At 70.9% G+C, this 16115-nt stretch carries 12 protein-coding genes and 1 other RNA gene; 5 read left to right on the top strand and 8 right to left on the bottom strand.

Translation table 11 applies throughout. The features are described from left to right. Positions 1–2: 2 nt before the first annotated feature. From WMF45_RS42180 to WMF45_RS42160, 5 genes are all read right to left on the bottom strand, one after another. Complete coding sequence (locus WMF45_RS42180) at positions 3–845, bottom strand: hypothetical protein (RefSeq protein ID WP_437712016.1); 843 nt, start codon at positions 843–845, stop codon at positions 3–5. 265 nt (positions 846–1110) lie between these two features. Beyond that, positions 1111–1303, bottom strand: a non-coding RNA gene (gene ssrS, locus WMF45_RS42175) — 6S RNA. 228 nt (positions 1304–1531) lie between these two features. Beyond that, positions 1532–2404, bottom strand: coding sequence for an inositol monophosphatase family protein (locus tag WMF45_RS42170; protein ID WP_437712014.1), 873 nt, complete (start codon positions 2402–2404; stop codon positions 1532–1534). Further along, a complete protein-coding gene (locus tag WMF45_RS42165; protein WP_437712012.1) occupies positions 2401–3888 on the bottom strand; it encodes a UDP-N-acetylmuramate--L-alanine ligase in 1488 nt (495 codons plus the stop codon). The genes WMF45_RS42170 and WMF45_RS42165 overlap by 4 nt, the downstream gene beginning before the upstream one ends. 266 nt (positions 3889–4154) lie before the next feature. Next, on the bottom strand, positions 4155–4796 hold the full coding sequence (locus tag WMF45_RS42160; RefSeq protein WP_437712010.1) for a ComEA family DNA-binding protein: 642 nt from the start codon (positions 4794–4796) through the stop codon (positions 4155–4157). Positions 4797–5140: 344 nt separating this feature from the next. Here WMF45_RS42160 and WMF45_RS42155 point away from each other — a divergent pair, with 344 nt between their 5' ends. Continuing rightward, positions 5141–6241 carry a DUF362 domain-containing protein gene (locus tag WMF45_RS42155; protein WP_437712008.1) on the top strand — a complete coding sequence of 367 codons (1101 nt, stop codon included), beginning with the start codon at positions 5141–5143 and terminating at the stop codon, positions 6239–6241. A gap of 120 nt (positions 6242–6361) precedes the next feature. Then, positions 6362–7060 carry a hypothetical protein gene (locus tag WMF45_RS42150; protein ID WP_437712006.1) on the top strand — a complete coding sequence of 233 codons (699 nt, stop codon included), beginning with the start codon at positions 6362–6364 and terminating at the stop codon, positions 7058–7060. Positions 7061–7129: 69 nt separating this feature from the next. Here WMF45_RS42150 and WMF45_RS42145 read toward each other — a convergent pair whose 3' ends face one another. The 3 genes from WMF45_RS42145 to WMF45_RS42135 all read right to left on the bottom strand — a co-directional run bounded on the left by WMF45_RS42145 (position 7130) and on the right by WMF45_RS42135 (position 12374). After that, complete coding sequence (locus WMF45_RS42145) at positions 7130–8341, bottom strand: serine/threonine-protein kinase (protein WP_437712004.1); 1212 nt, start codon at positions 8339–8341, stop codon at positions 7130–7132. A 290-nt stretch (positions 8342–8631) separates the two neighbouring features. After that, positions 8632–10359 carry an acyl-CoA dehydrogenase family protein gene (locus WMF45_RS42140; protein WP_437712002.1) on the bottom strand — a complete coding sequence of 576 codons (1728 nt, stop codon included), beginning with the start codon at positions 10357–10359 and terminating at the stop codon, positions 8632–8634. Between the two features lie 65 nt (positions 10360–10424). Beyond that, the gene (locus WMF45_RS42135; protein ID WP_437712001.1) at positions 10425–12374 is read right to left on the bottom strand and encodes an HDIG domain-containing metalloprotein; all 1950 of its coding nucleotides are present in this window, start codon (positions 12372–12374) and stop codon (positions 10425–10427) included. Between the two features lie 494 nt (positions 12375–12868). Here WMF45_RS42135 and folP point away from each other — a divergent pair, with 494 nt between their 5' ends. From folP to WMF45_RS42120, 3 genes are read left to right on the top strand one after another with little or no spacing between them, the layout of a single operon-like run. Continuing rightward, positions 12869–13807, top strand: coding sequence for a dihydropteroate synthase (gene folP, locus WMF45_RS42130; RefSeq protein WP_437711999.1), 939 nt, complete (start codon positions 12869–12871; stop codon positions 13805–13807). Further along, positions 13800–15107 (top strand): diadenylate cyclase CdaA, encoded by a 1308-nt coding sequence (gene cdaA, locus WMF45_RS42125; protein WP_437711997.1) that lies wholly within the window; start codon positions 13800–13802, stop codon positions 15105–15107. Before folP ends, cdaA begins: the two co-directional genes overlap by 8 nt. Further along, a complete protein-coding gene (locus WMF45_RS42120) occupies positions 15104–16042 on the top strand; it encodes a CdaR family protein (RefSeq protein WP_437711995.1) in 939 nt (312 codons plus the stop codon). Before cdaA ends, WMF45_RS42120 begins: the two co-directional genes overlap by 4 nt. Positions 16043–16115 lie beyond the last annotated feature (73 nt).

Here is a 16115-nt window from a genome sequence, read left to right as displayed (position 1 = left end):
GCCTACTTTCCAGCCTCCGCGCTCGGTCCGCCGGCCTCACCCACGACGACCGGCTCCTTGATGAACTGCTCGTCCGGCCCGGGCTTCACGATCGCCTCGATGGCCTTCCCGACCGGCTCGCCGTTGAAGTAGCCCTGCAGCTTGTACGTGCCGGCCTCGATCTCCATGGCGAAGTTGCCCTGACGATCCGGGTAAGCGACCGCCACCGCCCTCGGCTCGACGACGATCCACGACCGGACGCTCGGGGCGAGCTGGTCGCGGAGCTCGTACTTGCCGGGGCCTGGCGGTGTCCAGGCGCGGGTCTTGGCCGCGGCGATCTCGACCGGCTGGAGCCCCTTGTTGCCGACGTCGTAGATCTTGTGCGGGAACGGGTCCTGGTTCTCGAACTGGATCTGCTGGCCCTCGGCGACGACGACCGTCACCGGCGAGGTGCGGCCGCCCGCGATGACGATCGAGCGCGGCGTCTTGAGCGGCGCGCCCTTCTCGCCGAGCGCTGCGATGCACAGCTCCTTCGGCGCGTAGCCGAAGAGCGCGCGGACATCGGCGCGGACGGTCGGGGACGGCTCGCGGAAGGTGTACCGGTTCGCCTTCGGGTCCTTGGCCTCGTTCCAGACCGGGTTCAGGAGCTTGGGCATGCCCGTGGCCCGGCCCTTGATCGTCACCGCCGCCAGGGCAGCCCCGGGCACGGTGAGGATCGCGAGCGTCAAGGCCAGGCGCCGGACGAAGCGCGAGCTGCCGGGGAGGCAGCGCGCGAGGTGGCTTGACGACCCAAACCGCGCTGCGCCGACGAGCGGGCGCTGCTCGTCGTGCTGCGCACCTGCAGATCGAGGGGATCTCGTATCCATCGCAGGCCCGAAGCTACCGGAAGGGGGATGAGAACGGAAACAAAAGCCGGGCCGTGCGCCGCGTACCCCGCTCGCGCCGCCCTGCGGGCTCCCCGTTCCTTGTGCTGTGTGCTTGGCCTTGTCCGGTGCCGCGAGCGCCGCGGCGCCGCGCCCAGGCGGGGGTACCCCCCGCCGTCAGGTGATGCCGCGGTGCGCCGGTCGCCGGGCGCATGTCGAGGGCATCAAAAAACTGCGGGCCGCTTGGACGGCCCGCAGGGGAGAGATGTTCCGTACCGCCGAGGACGTGGGCAGAAGGACTTGAACCCCTAGCATAGCTGCTAGGTGGGAGCCTAAGTACCGCTTCAGGCTTCCCGGTGAATGGTTCCGGGCCTAGCTCACCACGGTATCGTTGCTGGCTCCCTGGTTCTTGCTTACTCGGGATTCAATCGTCCAGCGCCTCACGAAGTCGGCAGAGGGAACAACCATAGGATAGTTCACTGGGCGGCTCCGTCAACAGCTCTTCCGCACGTTCTCATGTTTTGCTCATGTTTTGAAGGTCGCGTTCGCCGTTCGCCGTTCGCGGCTCGCATCGCTCGCACGGGTCATGCATGAATCGCGCAAGGATCTCGCCCGATTCACCCGTGAGTCCTGCGCGCGTCATGGACGAGAGCCTGATGGCGTACGGGTAGCCCCGAGCTGGCCGGCGCCTAGCAGGTCGGCGAGCCCGGGGGAGAGAGCAGCGCGAGGATGGGGGCATGGACGAGGCCGTTCGACGCCACGATGTTGCCTGTATGGTAGTTCGGCGGACCGCCGTCGAGCGCGGTGATGGCGCCGCCCGCGCCGCGCACGATCGCGCTTCCGGCGGCGACGTCCCATGCATGCAGCCGGCGCTCCCAGTACGCATCGTAGGTTCCGTCCGCGACCATGCAGAGATCGATGGCCGCGCTGCCGCAACGACGCACGGCCTGCGCGTTGCGCTTGACGGTCATGAAGGCGTCGAAGTTGTTGTCCGGCGCCCGGTCGCGGATCGGCGGGAAGCCGGTCGCCACCATCGCGCGCTCCAGCGACGCCGTGGCGCTGACCGCGCATCGCTCGCCGTTGCGGCGCGCCTCTCCGTCGATCGCGGCCATGATCACCGGCGCGCGAGCGGCCCCGCGCGGCCGGAAGCCCGTCCAGCGGAGCCCGAGCGCGGGCGCGACGACGGCGCCGGCGACGGGCACGTCGTCCTCCATCAGGCCGACGGACACGCACCAGAACGGATGGCCGTGGACGAAGTTCGTCGTGCCGTCGAGCGGATCGACGTACCAGACGAGCCCGCCGCGCGGCTCCGAGCGGCGCGCGGCGCTCTGCTCCTCGCCGACGACGGCGACGCCGGGCGTGAGCGCGTCGAGCCGCGCGACGAGCAGGTCCTCGCTCGCCCGGTCGAACTCGGTCACGAGATCGTGCGGTCCCTTCTCCTCCACGCGCAGGCCGCGCGGCCCTGCCCGGAACCCGGCCTGGACGAGCGCCGCCGCTTCCTCGGCGACGCGCAGGGCGATCTCGGAGAGCTCGAGCAGCTCGGCTGATCCGCGCTCGCTCATCGCGCCCCCGCCGACAGCGCGCCGCGGAGCTTCTCGTAGATGCCGCCGAACGCCCCGTTGGACAGGAGCGCGATCGTGTCGCCCTCCCGCGCCTCGCGCGCGATCGCGGCGACGATCGCGTCCACCGATGCCGCCGCCTCCGCGTGCTTGCCGCCGTGCTCGAGGTCGCGCACCAGCCTGTCGAGATCGAGCCGCTCGCCGGCGGCGATGTCCGGGCGCCCGAGCGGCGCCAGCACGACGCGGTCGGCCGCGTCGAACGCGCGCGCGTAAGGCTCCTGGTGCAGGGCGCGGCACGCGGTCGCGCTGCGCGGCTCGAACACCGCCCACAGCGCGCCTGCCGGGTGCCTGGACCGGAGCGCGCGCAGCGTCTCGTCCACCGCGGTCGGGTGGTGCGCGAAGTCGTCGTAGACGCGGACCCCGCGCGCCTCGAACAGGAGGTCCTGCCGGCGCCGGACGCCCGCGAAGCCGGCGAGCGCCGTGGTCGCGGTCGAGAGCGGCACGCCGAAGCCCTGCGCCGCGGCCGCGATCGCGGCGATGGCGTTGCGCACGTTGTGGTGCCCGGGCATCTGCAGGGCGAAGCGCCCGGCCAGGACGCCGCCGGCGTACAGATCGAACGACTGGCCGCTCTCGCCGGCCTCCGCGGGCGCGGCGAGCCAGTGCGGCGGCCGCCCGTGCGTGTCGTCGCCCTCGAGCGCGAACCACGCGACCTCCGCGCGCGCCGATCGCGACACCAGCTCGACGACCCGCGGATCGTGCGCGGCCGCCACGAGGAGCCCGGTCTCCGGGATCCGCTCGACGAACCCGCGGAAGGCCGCCTCGTAGGACGCGGCGTCGGGGTAGATGTCGATGTGATCGTGCTCCATCGACGTGACGACGCCCACCTCGGGCTGGTAGTGCCAGAACTTCGGCGTCTTCTCGAAGAAGGCGGTGTCGTACTCGTCGCCTTCGACGACGAACGGCGTCCTGCGGCGCCCGGCGCCCGCCTCGCCGAGGAGCGGCAGGCCGCGGCGGTCGCTCGTCGAGGAAGCGCTCCGGGGCAGGCGGAAGCTCGCCTCGAAGTTCTTCGGCAGGCCGCCGATGAGGAAGCCAGGGTCCCTGCCCGCCTCGTGGAGGATCCACGCGCACATCGAGCTGGTCGTCGTCTTGCCGTGCGTGCCGGCCACGACGAGCGGGGAGCGGCCGGCGAGCAGGTGATCCGCGAGCGCGTGCGCCATCGTGGTCACCCGCATGCCTCCGTCGATCGCGGCGCGGGCCTCGGGGTTCGTCGGGCGGCAGACGTTGCCGATCACGACGAGATCGGGCCGGGGGTCGAGGTGCGCGGGATCGAACCCGGTCAAGAGGCGGATGCCCCACCGCTCGAGGGCCGGCCCCATGGGCGGGTAGAACGAGACGTCGGAGCCCGAGACGTCGTGCCCCGCGGCCTTGAAGAGCCCCGCCAGCGCACCCATGCCGGTGCCCGCGACGGCGACGAAGTGGACGTGCATCGCGGCGCAGTGTGCCCGAGCGCCCCGGGGGGGCAAGGGGGCATCCGCGCGAGAGCTCGCCAGACCGCGCCGGTCCGAGCGAGTCGCCGCGCGCCGCGTCCGCGATGCCTGAAGTCGCGCGCGCGATCTCGTTGCGGCGATACCGAAGAGAACGAGCGCGCCTCGACTCACTATCTCACGCTCCGCGCGTTCACCGGTCCTGGCAGACTCCCTGTCTGGACGGCTCGACCGAGGAGGCGAGCCGGCGCTGCGGCTAGCGTCCAGCGTCAGGGCGGATCGACGAGCACGAGCGGCCTCAGCCGCTTCAGCGACCGCCGGCCCAGCCCCTTGACCCGGAGCAGGTCATCGACCTTCCGGAAACGCTTGAGCTTGGCTCGCAGCGCCAGGATCGCGGCCGCCTTCGCAGGGCCGACACCGGGAAGGCGCCGGAGGTCCGCCTCGGTCGCGAGGTTCAGCACGACCTTTCCGTCTGCGGTCACGCCGCCGCCCGCGGCAGCGCCCGTCCCGCCATCGCTGGGCGGCGGCGGCTCTACCGCTGCAGCTCCCGCGTCGGCGCCGGGCTCGGCGGTGGCCTGGGGCGGCGGGCTTCCGGCCTGGGGTGGTGGGCTTCCGGCGGAGCCGAGCGGCGCAGGATCGCCGGCGACCATGGCCAGCCCCGCGGTCGGGTCTGCCGGGCCGGGCGGGTTTGCCGGGCGGGTCGGGAGCAAGCTCAGCGCGTGCCCGGAGCCCACGAGCGCCAGCGCGAAGAACCCCGCAATGTAGGCCGCGACCTTGCCGCCCAGCGCGGTCCAGGCCGAGTCTCTCAGCGCTGCCAGCGCCCGCTCTCGCCACGGGCGAATCACCTCGTTGTCCTGCACTGCATCGGCCGGCCCGGCGGGCGAGCCTGTCCCCTTCGATGTCGCTTGCATCGTGCCGCATCTCCTTCCGGTCATCTCGTCTCGTGCCAGGGACGTCGCCCTCCGCGCACCCGCGAGCGGCGTTCGTCTCCTCGGCGTCGTCGCCACCGCCAAGCGAGCGGCGTGCCGGTGCGCGCTTGCCTGGAAACCCGAGCAAATCCCGGGTAGGAGGCGCTCCGGGGCCTGGCGCCGCCATGGCGGAGGCGCGCGGCGCGGCCGGCGGCGGCGCGGTCGACCTCGCCGCCGGGCGGCCGAGCGCCGTGTCTCGAGCGAGAAGCTCGGCTACCATCAGCGCCCCGGGCGCCCCGCGACCGGCGGCATCCACCACCGCCGCAAGGCGCTCACCACGAGGTCTTATGCCCCACGATCCCCGTCGCTTCGTTGATCCCGGCCCCGCGGGGCGCTCGCGCCGAGGCTTCCTCGGCGGGCTCGTCGCCGGCGCCGCGGGCGCCGCGCTCCTCGGCCCGCGCGCGGCGTTCGCAGAGGCGCCCCTGAGCCTCGCGGCCTCGCCGCCCCCCGGCTTCACGCCGCTCTCCATTCCGGGGAAGATCGTGAAGGTCACGAAGGCGAACTCGATGCAGCCGAACGGCCTCTGGCCCGATGCGTCCGCGGCGAAGGTGATGCTCGAGCGGGCGATGGCCGAGCTCACCGGGAAGGCCGATCTCGGGGCCGCCTTCGCGCGGTTCGTCCACAAGGACGACCGCGTGGCGATCAAGACCAACGGGATCGCCGGCCAGAAGGGGGCGACCATGGCCACCAACAAGGAGCTCGTGCTCGAGATCGTGCGCGGGGTGATCGCGGCGGGCGTCCCGGCAGAGAACGTGGAGATCTTCGAGCAGTATCCGTCCTTCCTCGCCGGCACCCGCTGCGCCGACCGCAGCGCCAAGCCGGCGGCCGAGTTCCCGGCCGGGATCCGCGCCGCGGTTCACGAGAACAAGGACGCGGTGATGTCGAGCATCTCGGTCTGCGGCATCCCCACCAAGTTCGTGCGCCCGTTCACCGAGGCGACGGCGGTGATCAACGTCTCGCTGATCAAGGACCACTCGATCTGCGGCTATACCGGCTGCCTCAAGAACATCACCCACGGCGCGACCATCAACCCGCACTCCTTCCACGAGCACACCGCGAGCCCGCAGATCGCGGAGCTCTACGGGCAGGACATCGTGAAGAGCCGTGTCCGCCTGCACATCACGGACGGCTTCAAGCTCATCTACGACCAGGGCCCGCTCGACAAGAACCCGAAGCGGCGCGTCCTCCACGAGTCGGTCTACGCCACGACCGATCCGGTCGCGATGGACGTGATCGGCTGGGGCGTGGTCGAGACGTGGCGAAAGGAGAACGGGTTGCCCACGCTGAAAGAGGCGAGCCGTGAACCTTCGTACATTCGCATCGCGGGCGAGCTCGGTCTGGGCGTCTTCGACAAGAATAAAATCGCGATGCGCGAGGTCGGATTGTAGCGGCGCCGCGGGATCCGCCCGCGTGACCGCCGACGATGAGGCCGCTCGCCGAGGCTCGTGTTGCTCATGTCCTGCTCCAGGTCGACTGCGCGCTCTTCCACACGCCGGAGGGCCGCGCAGGTGGTCCCGGTCCTCGCGTCCCTCGCGGTCGTCGCCTGCAGCAGCACCGCCCCGACGAGGCCGCCGGGGTTGCCTCCGACGCCGGCGTCGGTCACCCGCGAGAACCCGGGGGGAGACGCGGCAGACCCCGAGCGGGCCGCGCTGGAGCGGCTCCTTGCCGAGCCGTGGGGGAGGCGGCAGGACCGGTTCAACACGCTCGACGTGCCCCTTGTCGACTGGAAGAGCTGGCGCAGGGTGCGGATCTTGACCTACCCGACGCGCGCGACCTTCCGGTACGGCGACGAGCACTACGCCGCCCTGTCGGTCGTCTACACGACCACCACGGGGCCGAGCGACCCCGACAGCTGCCTCGACGAGTTCTGGGCGAAGAACGCGCCGCTCGCCGACGGTTATGGCGTGCGGCTCGGGGAGGCGCAGATCATCCGCACGACGCAGGAGATCGACGGTGAGGTGCGGCCGCTCGTGTTCAAGGTCCTCCAGGGCAGCGTCGACTCGGTGCTCGCGAGCGACGAGTACGTCGGCGCGATCGCCGTCTACGAGTCGTGGCCGGGGACATGCCTCGTGGCCGCGATGGCCGTGAAGTCGACCCAGCACCCCGAGCTCGCGCGCCGTGTGCGCGACCGCTGGATCGACGAGGGCGCTACGAAGCTCAAGTGGACGTCCGGCATCACCGAGGCGCCCACGACCAGCGCGCGGTAACGGCGCCGCCGCGCCCTGGCGATGGCCGGCGATGCGAGCGCCAGGGCGGCATCGCGACGCTCCGCGAGATCACGGTCCTCCGGCCGCCGGGCTCTCCGCGGCCTCGAGCGACCACGACGCGCCCTGAGCCACGCTGTGGCAAACGACGGAAGCGGCCGCGATGAGCAGGCCGACGGCGACCATCCAGGGGACCCGGAGCGGCGGCAGGACGCGGCTGTCCAGCACGACCTCGCTGTGCCGGTCGCATGAGGCGGAGGCGGGCTCGACGGCCGCGTCCGTCGCCGTGGGGCTGCCGAGATCGTTCGCCGGCGCCGCCAGCATGGCGGCCATGGTCGTCTCATCATCCATCGCGCTGCGAAGCGGGGCCGCGACCGCGCCTATCGCGCTCCGCTTCACGATGGCGCTCCGCTCGGACGGCGGCGGGACGGGGATCGCCCGCGGCGACTCCGGCGACGGCTGGGACGCCGGCGCCTGCACGAGCGCCGAGAACGCTTCCATCATCTCCTTGCCCGACTGGAACCGCGCCTCGGGATCGAACTCGAACGTTCGGGCGAAGAACGCGTCGACCCCGGGCGGGAGCTCCGGCGCGAGCTGGGACGCCTTCGGGAACGACGTCTGGCAGATGTGCCTGACCAGCTCATTGATGTTGGCGCCCGCGAAGGGACACTGGCCGGTGATCGCGCGATAGAGGATCACCGCCATCGACCAGAGATCGCTCCTGTAATCGACCTGCCTGGGCGCCATGGTCTGCTCGGGGCTCATGTACCTGGGCGTCCCGAGGACCATGCCCGTCTTCGTGATCCGATCGCGCGAGCAGGACGACTTCGCGACGCCGAAATCGACGACCTTGAGCAGATCGTCGCCCGCGGAAGAGGTGATGAAGATGTTCCCCGGCTTCAGATCCCGGTGGATCACCCCCGCGGCGTGGATCGCGTCGAGGGCCTTGCCGAGCTGCGTGAACAAGGTCGTCGCCTGCGCGAGCGGGATCCGCTCCTCGCGCTCGAGGCGGCGATTCAGGTCCTCTCCCTCGAGGTACTCCATGACGATGAACGCGCAGCCGCGATCGACGCCGTAATCGTAGGTCTCGATGACATAGGGGCTCCGGACGCGCGCGGACGCGCGGGCCTCGCGCTCGAAACGGGCGACGAGCTCCGGCTCCGTCGCCGCGAAGCTCCGGATGAACTTGATGACGACCCGCCGCCTGAGCTTGATATCGAAGCCCAGCCACAGATCACCCATCCCACCGCCTCCGAGCCTGCGCTCGAGACGGTACTTGTCCATGACGGCACGACCTTCAGCAGTCTCCTTCATGGTTCCGCACCTGCCACCCAATGCTCTAGCCTGGGACAAGTGATCACCCGATTCCTGTCGAAGGGCCCACCCCCAACACTACGCCTGATCAAACTATAGAGCAATCCGTCCGGACGGTGAGCTGAAAACGTCCCGAAACAGAGCGCAGCTCACAATGAATGAGCATCCTGCGCCGAAGCGCGCGTGGCGCGTATGTGGCTCTATGCGACTCGATGTGACTTGAGGTGAAGCGATGTCCGTCGAGGTGAGGCAGCCTGCGATTACAGGATGTCGAAGGGGTAGGCGCGGTCCGCATAAGCTCGCACCGCGATGGCCTTGCGCAGCTCGTCGTCGTTCTTCTGGAAGTCAGCGACGTGCTGCCTCAGCCGCTTCTGCGCGATGCCGGTGAACACGGTCGTGAGATCGATCTCCCGCCGCGCCCCGTCCTCCCCGCGCCGCTCGATGGCGCGGGTCGTGCGCGAGATGCACGCGGCCATGCAGTAGAGGTCGATGGCCATCTCCGCGATGCGGCGCTGCGCGTACTGCATCTCCGCGATCTCCCGCCCGTGCTTCCGGAGCATGTCCTCGCTGTGGGTGGCGAGCTCGGCGGTGCAGTCCTCGAAGATCACCGCCTCCCGGCTGAGCAGCGGGTGCGCCTTCGACATCCGCTCGCGCCCGAGCACCGACCGCGCCTTGCGGAGCGCGAAATCGCTGAGCAGCCCGAAGCCCTTGATGGGCTCTCGCATCGCCTTCGCGACGTCCGCGAGCGACTTGCCCGGGCCGCTCATCCCGGAGAGCGCCATGAAACAGCGCAGGATCTCGTTCGTCCCCTCGAAGATCATGTTGATCCGCGCGTCGCGCAGGTGCCGCTCGTAGGGGTACTCCTTCATGTAGCCGATGCCGGCCGCGATCTGCAGCGTCTCGTTGACCACGAACCACAGGGTCTCGCTCCCCATGACCTTGCAGATCGCGCTCTCGATCGAGAAGTCGGGGACCTTGGCGTCGGCGAGGCTCGCCGTCAGGTACGTGATGGACTCGAGCGCGTACGTGTGCGCGAGCATCGTCGCGATCTTGTCCTTGATGAGCCCGAAGTCGCCGATGCTCCGGCCGAACGCGCGCCGCTCCTGGACCCGGTCGAGCGCCATCCGGATCAGCGTGTTGCACGCGCCCACGCACCCCGCCGAGAGCCCGAGGCGACCGTTGTTGAGCACCTCGACGGCGACCTTGAAGCCCTTGCCGACCTCGCCCAGCACGTTCTCGCGCGGGACCTTCACGTCGTCGAAGAAGAGCTCCGTCGTCGACGAGCCGCGGATCCCGAGCTTCTGCTCGTTCGGCCCGCTCTTCACGCCCATGCTCCGCTCCACGATGAAGGCGGTGAGCTTCGGCTTCTTGCCCTCCTCGAGCGCCGAGGTCCGGGCGAACACCGTGAAGACGTCGGCGAAGCCGCCGTTCGTGATCCAGATCTTCGACCCGTTCAGGGTGTAGTGCGAGCCGTCGGCCGACATCTCTGCGCGCGTCCTGATCGCCGCGGCGTCGGAGCCGGCGCCCGGCTCCGTCAGGGCGAAGGCCGCCATCCACTCGCCGGTCGCGAGCTTCGGGAGATAGCGCTGCTTCTGCTCCTCCGTCCCGAAGAGCTGGATCGCCTTGAAGCCGATCGACTGGTGCGCGCCGAGGGTGACGGCGATCGACGCGTCGAGCCCGCCGATCTCCTGCATCACGCGCGCATACGCCATGTTGCTGAGGTTGACGCCGCCGTGCTCTGCAGGGATCTGCAGACCCATCAGGCCGAGCCTCTTCATCTCGGCCAGGACGCCCGGATCGATGGTGTGCTCCCGGTCGATCCGGCTGCTGTCGACGCTCGACGCGAAGAACCGCCGCACGCTGTCGAGCATCATCGACGTCGTCTCCCGGTCCTCGGCGGGCATTTCGGGATACGGGAAGATGATGTCCTCGGCGATGATGCCGTGGAAGAGGGCCTTCATGAAGCTCTGCTCGATCGTGGGAGGCATCGGACCGTCCTTTCCTGGAGCAGGCCGCTCGGCCTCCGCGGGAGCGCGCGGCGCGCCCGGCCTGCTCAGTGCGTCTTCCTCGGCGTCCGCACGGACTCCGCCGGACTCTCGTCCTTCACGGGCCCTCCGGCTTCGTCCACGACGACGGGCGCGACCGCGCCCCGCGCGCTCGAGGAGGGCGGCGGGACAGCGCCCCGGGGGCTCGCGGGGGGCGGCGGGGCAGCGCCTCGCACGCTCGCGGGGGGCGGCGGGACAGCGCCCCGCGCGCTCGAGGAGGGCGGCGAGGCGGCGCTCCCGTCTCGACCCGGCGCGCTGGACGCGGGGACGGGCGTGGGCGTGCCCGGGCGCGTGGGGTGCGGCGTGACCGTCGGCGGCGCAGGCGTTTGCCCGGCGCGATCACTCTCGCGCTGCCACGGGTACTTGATGCGCCCGTGGTACATGTTGACAAGCGTCGACGCCATCCGGCTCGTCATGATGCGCAGGTCCTCGATCGTCAGCCCGGATTGATCGAGCTGGCCAGACGCGAGCTTCGAGAACATCACCCGCTGGATCATCTCCTCGAACTTCTTGTGCTCGGGCGGCCAGATGGTCCGTGAGGCCGCCTCGATGGAGTCGACGAGCATGAGGATGGCCGTCTCCTTCGTCTGCGGCTTCATGCCGGGATAGCGGAAGTGCTCCTGTGTCAGGTCCTTCGGGTTCCCGTGCTCGACGCACTTGTGCCAGAAATACTCGACGACCTGCGTGCCGTGGTGGGTGTACGCGAACTCGACCACCGGCTCGGGGATGTTGCCCTCGCGCAGGATCTTCGTGCCCATCACGACGTGCGCCATGATCGCGTCGGCGCTCACCTCCGGATCGAGCTCCTCATGCGGCGATCGCTCGCCGGGCGGGAGGTTCTCGATGAAGTACTTGGGCTGCACCGTCTTGCCGAGGTCGTGGTAGTAGGCGCCCACGCGCGTCAGCAGCGCGTCGGCGCCGATCGCCGCGGCCGAGGCCTCGGCGAGGTTCGCCATCGCGCGCGCGTGCTCCCAGCTGCCCGGCGCCTCCGCCGCCATCTTCTTGAGCAGCGGCTGCTCCAGGTCGGTGAGGTCGAGCAGCTTGTCGCGGGGCACGTGCCCCATCGCCCGCTCGGCCGGCTCCCTCAGGCTCCGACCGAGCACGCCGACGAGCAGCCCCCCGCCGACGCAGGCGAGCACGTTGGAGCCGAGCCAGCGCTTCAGATCGGCGCCGAGATCGAAGCTCCCCTCGAACAGCACGGTCAGCGCGATGAACCCGATCGCGCCGGCGATGCCCGCCAGGCTGCCCGCGACGAACAGCTGCCGCGAGCCCTTGCGCTTGAAGAAGAACATCGTCGCGGCGATTCCGCGCACGAGCAGCACCGACAGGAGCACGACGTCGAACCGGAGCAGCGACGACGCGATGAACGCGACCCCGACCTCGACGAGGAACGCGGTCCGCCGATCGAACGCGATCGCCACCCAGAGCGGGAGCGCCGCGACCGGCATCCAGAACTCGGGCAGCGCCGTGAAGAGCAGGAGGAGCTTCGCGACGATGAGCGACCCCGTCATCAGGACGAACATGCCCACCTGCGTGCGGAGCAGCCGCACGCGGTTCTGCCCGAAGCGACGCAGGTAGACCGTCAGCATCAGGCAGACGATGAGGTAGATGGCGTACATGCTCGCGAGGCGCGCGCCGAGCCCGGGCCGCCGCATCCGCCGCACCGTCTCGTACGCCATCGCGGCGTTGTGATCCTCGTTGTGCTCCGAGAGGACCGTGCCGCGCGGCACGATCACGCGCCTGTGCTCGTACGAAAGCGTGAAGCTCCCGTCGTGCGTGTCGCGCACGATCCGCGGACCGTACGGGACGCGCAGCGTCACGGGCGCAGGCATGCCCATCTCGGGGCTGAGCGCAGGGATGAAGAGCTCGCCGACGCCGAGCACGGCGAAGCACGCCGCGAAGAGGGCGCTCAAGACGAAGCCGGCGAGGGGACCTGCCCGGATACGCGTGCGCAGCATGGAACCGCTCGGTCTCGTCCGCTGGTGCAGCCTGAGAAACGGTTGACGGGGCACGCTCGCGCGTGTCCCCGCCTCCTCCACCGGACGACCGCGGGCGGCCGCCGATGTCAATGTGTAGGCGGGACCCTAGCAAAGAAGCAAGGCCGAGTCAGCGGCGCGCGGAGCCTGGGGGGGGCCCTGGCGCCGCGCCCCCTTGCTTCCCCTTGCCTGATTGCCTCCGTTCTCTGCGTACCCTCCGTTCCCTCCGTACGGTTTCTTCCCCATGGTTCGCGCTGAGTCCCCGCCCGAGCGTGGGGCGGCCGCCGGGAAGCTGGCGCCCGAAGCGAATGTGGACGCCGGTGCGCCGTCCAACGCCGTCGCGCGCCGGTCGGCCCAGCCGGCGTTGGCGGAGCGCGACGCGCCGGACCCACCCTCGCGATGTTCCAATTGCTCCTGGAAAACATCGATTCGAGCAGACAATTGCCGTTCGGCGCAAAAGTTGCTACCCACAGGAAATGTCCCCGCTGCGCATGCTGCTCGAACGCCGCAGGAGCGTGGTGATCATGGGGGTCCTGAACCGCACGCCGGACTCGTTCTCCGACGGCGGTCGCTTTGCGGATGAAGATACGGCTCTCGCGCAGATCGATGCGATGCTCTCCGAGGGGGCAGACATGATCGACATCGGCGCGGAGTCGACGCGGCCGGGCGCGCGGCCCGTGCCGGATGACGAGCAGATCGCGCGCATCGGCGGGAGCGTGCGCGACGCGGTGAAGAGGGGAGCGGTGGTCTCCATCGACACGACCTCTCCGGCCGTCGCGGCGCGCGCGCTCGACGATGGCGCGGCTGTGGTCAACTCGATCTCGCTCGACAGCGCGGCGGAGCTCGGCGCGCTCTGCGCTCGGCGCGGGGCGTCGCTCGTGCTCATGCACAGCCGCGGCGCGATGTCGGCGATGGCCGGCTTCTCCGCGTACCCCGACGACGCCTACGGCGACGTCGTGGCCGACGTGGCCCGCGAGTGGTCGAGCGCCGCCGCGCGGGCGCTCGAGGCAGGCCTGCCGGAGGGCGAGCTCGTCCTCGATCCGGGCCTCGGCTTCGCGAAGAACGCGCGGCAGTCGCTCGAGCTGTGCGCCAGGCTGCACGAGCTCTGCGCCCTCGGCTTTCCCGTGCTCGTCGGGCCGAGCCGCAAGTCGTTCCTGGCGCGCGCCGCGGCCTCGGAGGCCGCGGGGCGAGGTGACGGCGGAGAAGCGCCGCTCGCGCCGCCCCCGGACCGCCTCGGCGGCACCGTCGCCGCCGCGATCGCGTGCGCCGCGCGCGGCGCCGCGGCCGTCCGTGTCCACGACGTCCGCGTCGTGCGCCAGGCCCTCGACGTGATGCGCGCGATCGAGCGCGCGGGCGCCGGCGACCGTCGGCGCCCGGACGGCCCCGTCGCCCAGGGGGCGCGCGGCGATGGTTGAAGGGTTCCTCCGCCTCTTCTCGGTGAGGCCGGCGACGCAGGTCATCCGGGACTTCTTCGACATCTTCATCGTCGCCTACGTCGTCTATCGCGCGCTCCTCGTGCTGCGCGGCACCCGCGCGATGCAGATGGGCCTCGGGCTCGGCATCGTCTTCCTCATCTATCTCGGGGCGAAGATCTTCGGCCTGACCACGCTCCTCAACCTCCTCTCCTGGCTCCTCTCCTCGATCATCCTCATCGTGGTCGTCGTCTTCCAGAACGACATCCGCCGCGCCCTCATCCGCGTGGGCGGCAGCAACTGGTTCACGAGCGGACGCGAGCAGCAGTCGCGCGTCATCGACGAGGTCGTGGCCGCCGCGACCGAGCTCGCCCGCCACCGCATGGGCGCGATCATCGCCTTCGAGCAGGACGCCAACGTGCTGGAGTTCGTCAAGAGCGAGGGGATCCACATCGACTCGGTCGTCACCCGAGAGCTGCTCGTCTCGCTGTTCGTCCCCGAGTCGGTGAACAAGCTGCACGACGGCGCGGTGCTGATCCGAGACCTCAAGATCGCGCGCGCCGGCGTCTTCTTCCCGATGCCGGAGACCAAGATCCTCGACGCCAGCCTCGGCTCCCGCCACCGCGCCGCGCTCGGGATCACCGAGGAGACCGACGCGGTCGTCGTCGTCGTCAGCGAGGAGCGCGGCACGATCAGCTTCTGCTTCAGCGGCAACATCGTCTCGAACCTCGACGGCCAGTCGCTGCGGCACGCGCTGCTCGGGCTCTTCGGCCGCTCGTCGCGCAGGCGGCGCTTCGCCAAGAAGGTCGCCCAGGTCGGCCGCGCGAGCCTCCCCACGCCGGCGGCGCGCGGCCCCGCCGTGGGCGCGACGCAAGGCGCCGGGCAGGCGCACGAGCCCGGCAAGCCCGCCGCCGTGAAGCCCGCGCCGATCGAGGCCAAGCCTGCAGCGCCGGTCTCGAAGACGTCCTCGATGATCAAGGCGGCGGTGGACCCGGACGCGCGGCCGATGGCGCGGATGTCGACGTCCACGCCGATGCGCTCGGGCGCCGAGGCGCGCGCCGCGACGGGATCCAGCGCCGACCTGCGCGCCGCGGCCGCGGCCGGGGCCGGGGGGACGGCCGGGCCGCAGGACGCGGATCGCCCGTCCGAGCGCGGCCGGCCGGCGATGGTCGACGTCCCCGCGGCGGCCGCGACCGACTCCCCCGTCCCGTCACAGCGCACCTTCGTCCCGACCGGGCAGGTCGCGGCGACCGCCGCATCCAAGGGGAGCGCGGAGGGGATGCCCCCGCGGGATGAGCCATGACGCTTGCCGGCATCCGCGAGGCGCTCCGCTCGGCGCTGCTCGACAACCTCGGCCTCAAGCTGCTCTCGATCACCTTCGCGCTGTGCCTCTACGCCTTCATCCACGGCGCGGAGAACGCGCAGCGCACGCTGATGCTCAGCGTCGTCTCGATCCTCCCGCCCGAGTCGAGCAACCGGCAGCTCATGACCCAGATCCCGAACGAGGTGGCGGTCACGGTGCGCGGCTCCCGGACGCAGCTCGACGACCTGCGCGCCGAGAGCCTCGGGACGCTGCGGCTCGATCTCCGCAACGGCACGGTGACGCACATCGACCTCGACGCCTCGATGTTCCACGTGCCGGCCGGGCTGATGGTCGAGCAGATGTACCCGTCGACGATCGAGCTCGGCTGGGACGACGTCGTCACCCGGGCCGTCCCGGTGCACGTCCCCCGCACCGGGGACGCCGCGCAGGGGTTCCTCGTGAAGGGGATGGTCTCGGTCGAGCCGCCGATGGTCAGCGCCCGCGGCCCGCGCTCGGTCGTCGACGTGATGCAGCTCGCGCGCACCGCGCCGTTCGACATCAGCGGGCTCACGGAGGGCACCTACCAGCGGCAGCTGGCGCTCGATCGGCCGCCCAAGCTCGTGACGTACAGCCACGAGAGCGTGATGGCGACGCTCGAGATCGGGCGCGAGCTCGCCACGCGGACGTTCGAGCGCAAGGTCGAGGTGATCGGCATCCCGCGCGCGACGGTCGCGCCGGCCGTGGTGCAGGTGAGGATCACGGGGACGCCGGAGGACGTGGGCGCCGTCAACGCCGACGCGATCGTGGCGCGCGTGGAGCCCAAGGCGGCGAACCTCGATCTGAGCCAGCCGGGCAGCGACTTCCTCGACGTGCTCGTCGACGTTCCGCGCGTCACCGCGGAGGTCAACCCGTCGAAGGTCATGGTGAAGTGGTGAGCGCGGCGCGCTGACGCTCCGCCGCCGCGGACGTCAGCGCGAGGGGACCACGCGCTCGCCCCGCGCGCGCCGC

This window comes from Sorangium sp. So ce448 (genome assembly GCF_051520915.1).
Lineage (GTDB): Bacteria > Myxococcota_A > Polyangia > Polyangiales > Polyangiaceae > Sorangium > Sorangium cellulosum_B.
The sequence above is the reverse complement of the archived record's forward strand: the minus strand, read 5'-3'. Positions and strand labels throughout refer to the sequence as shown.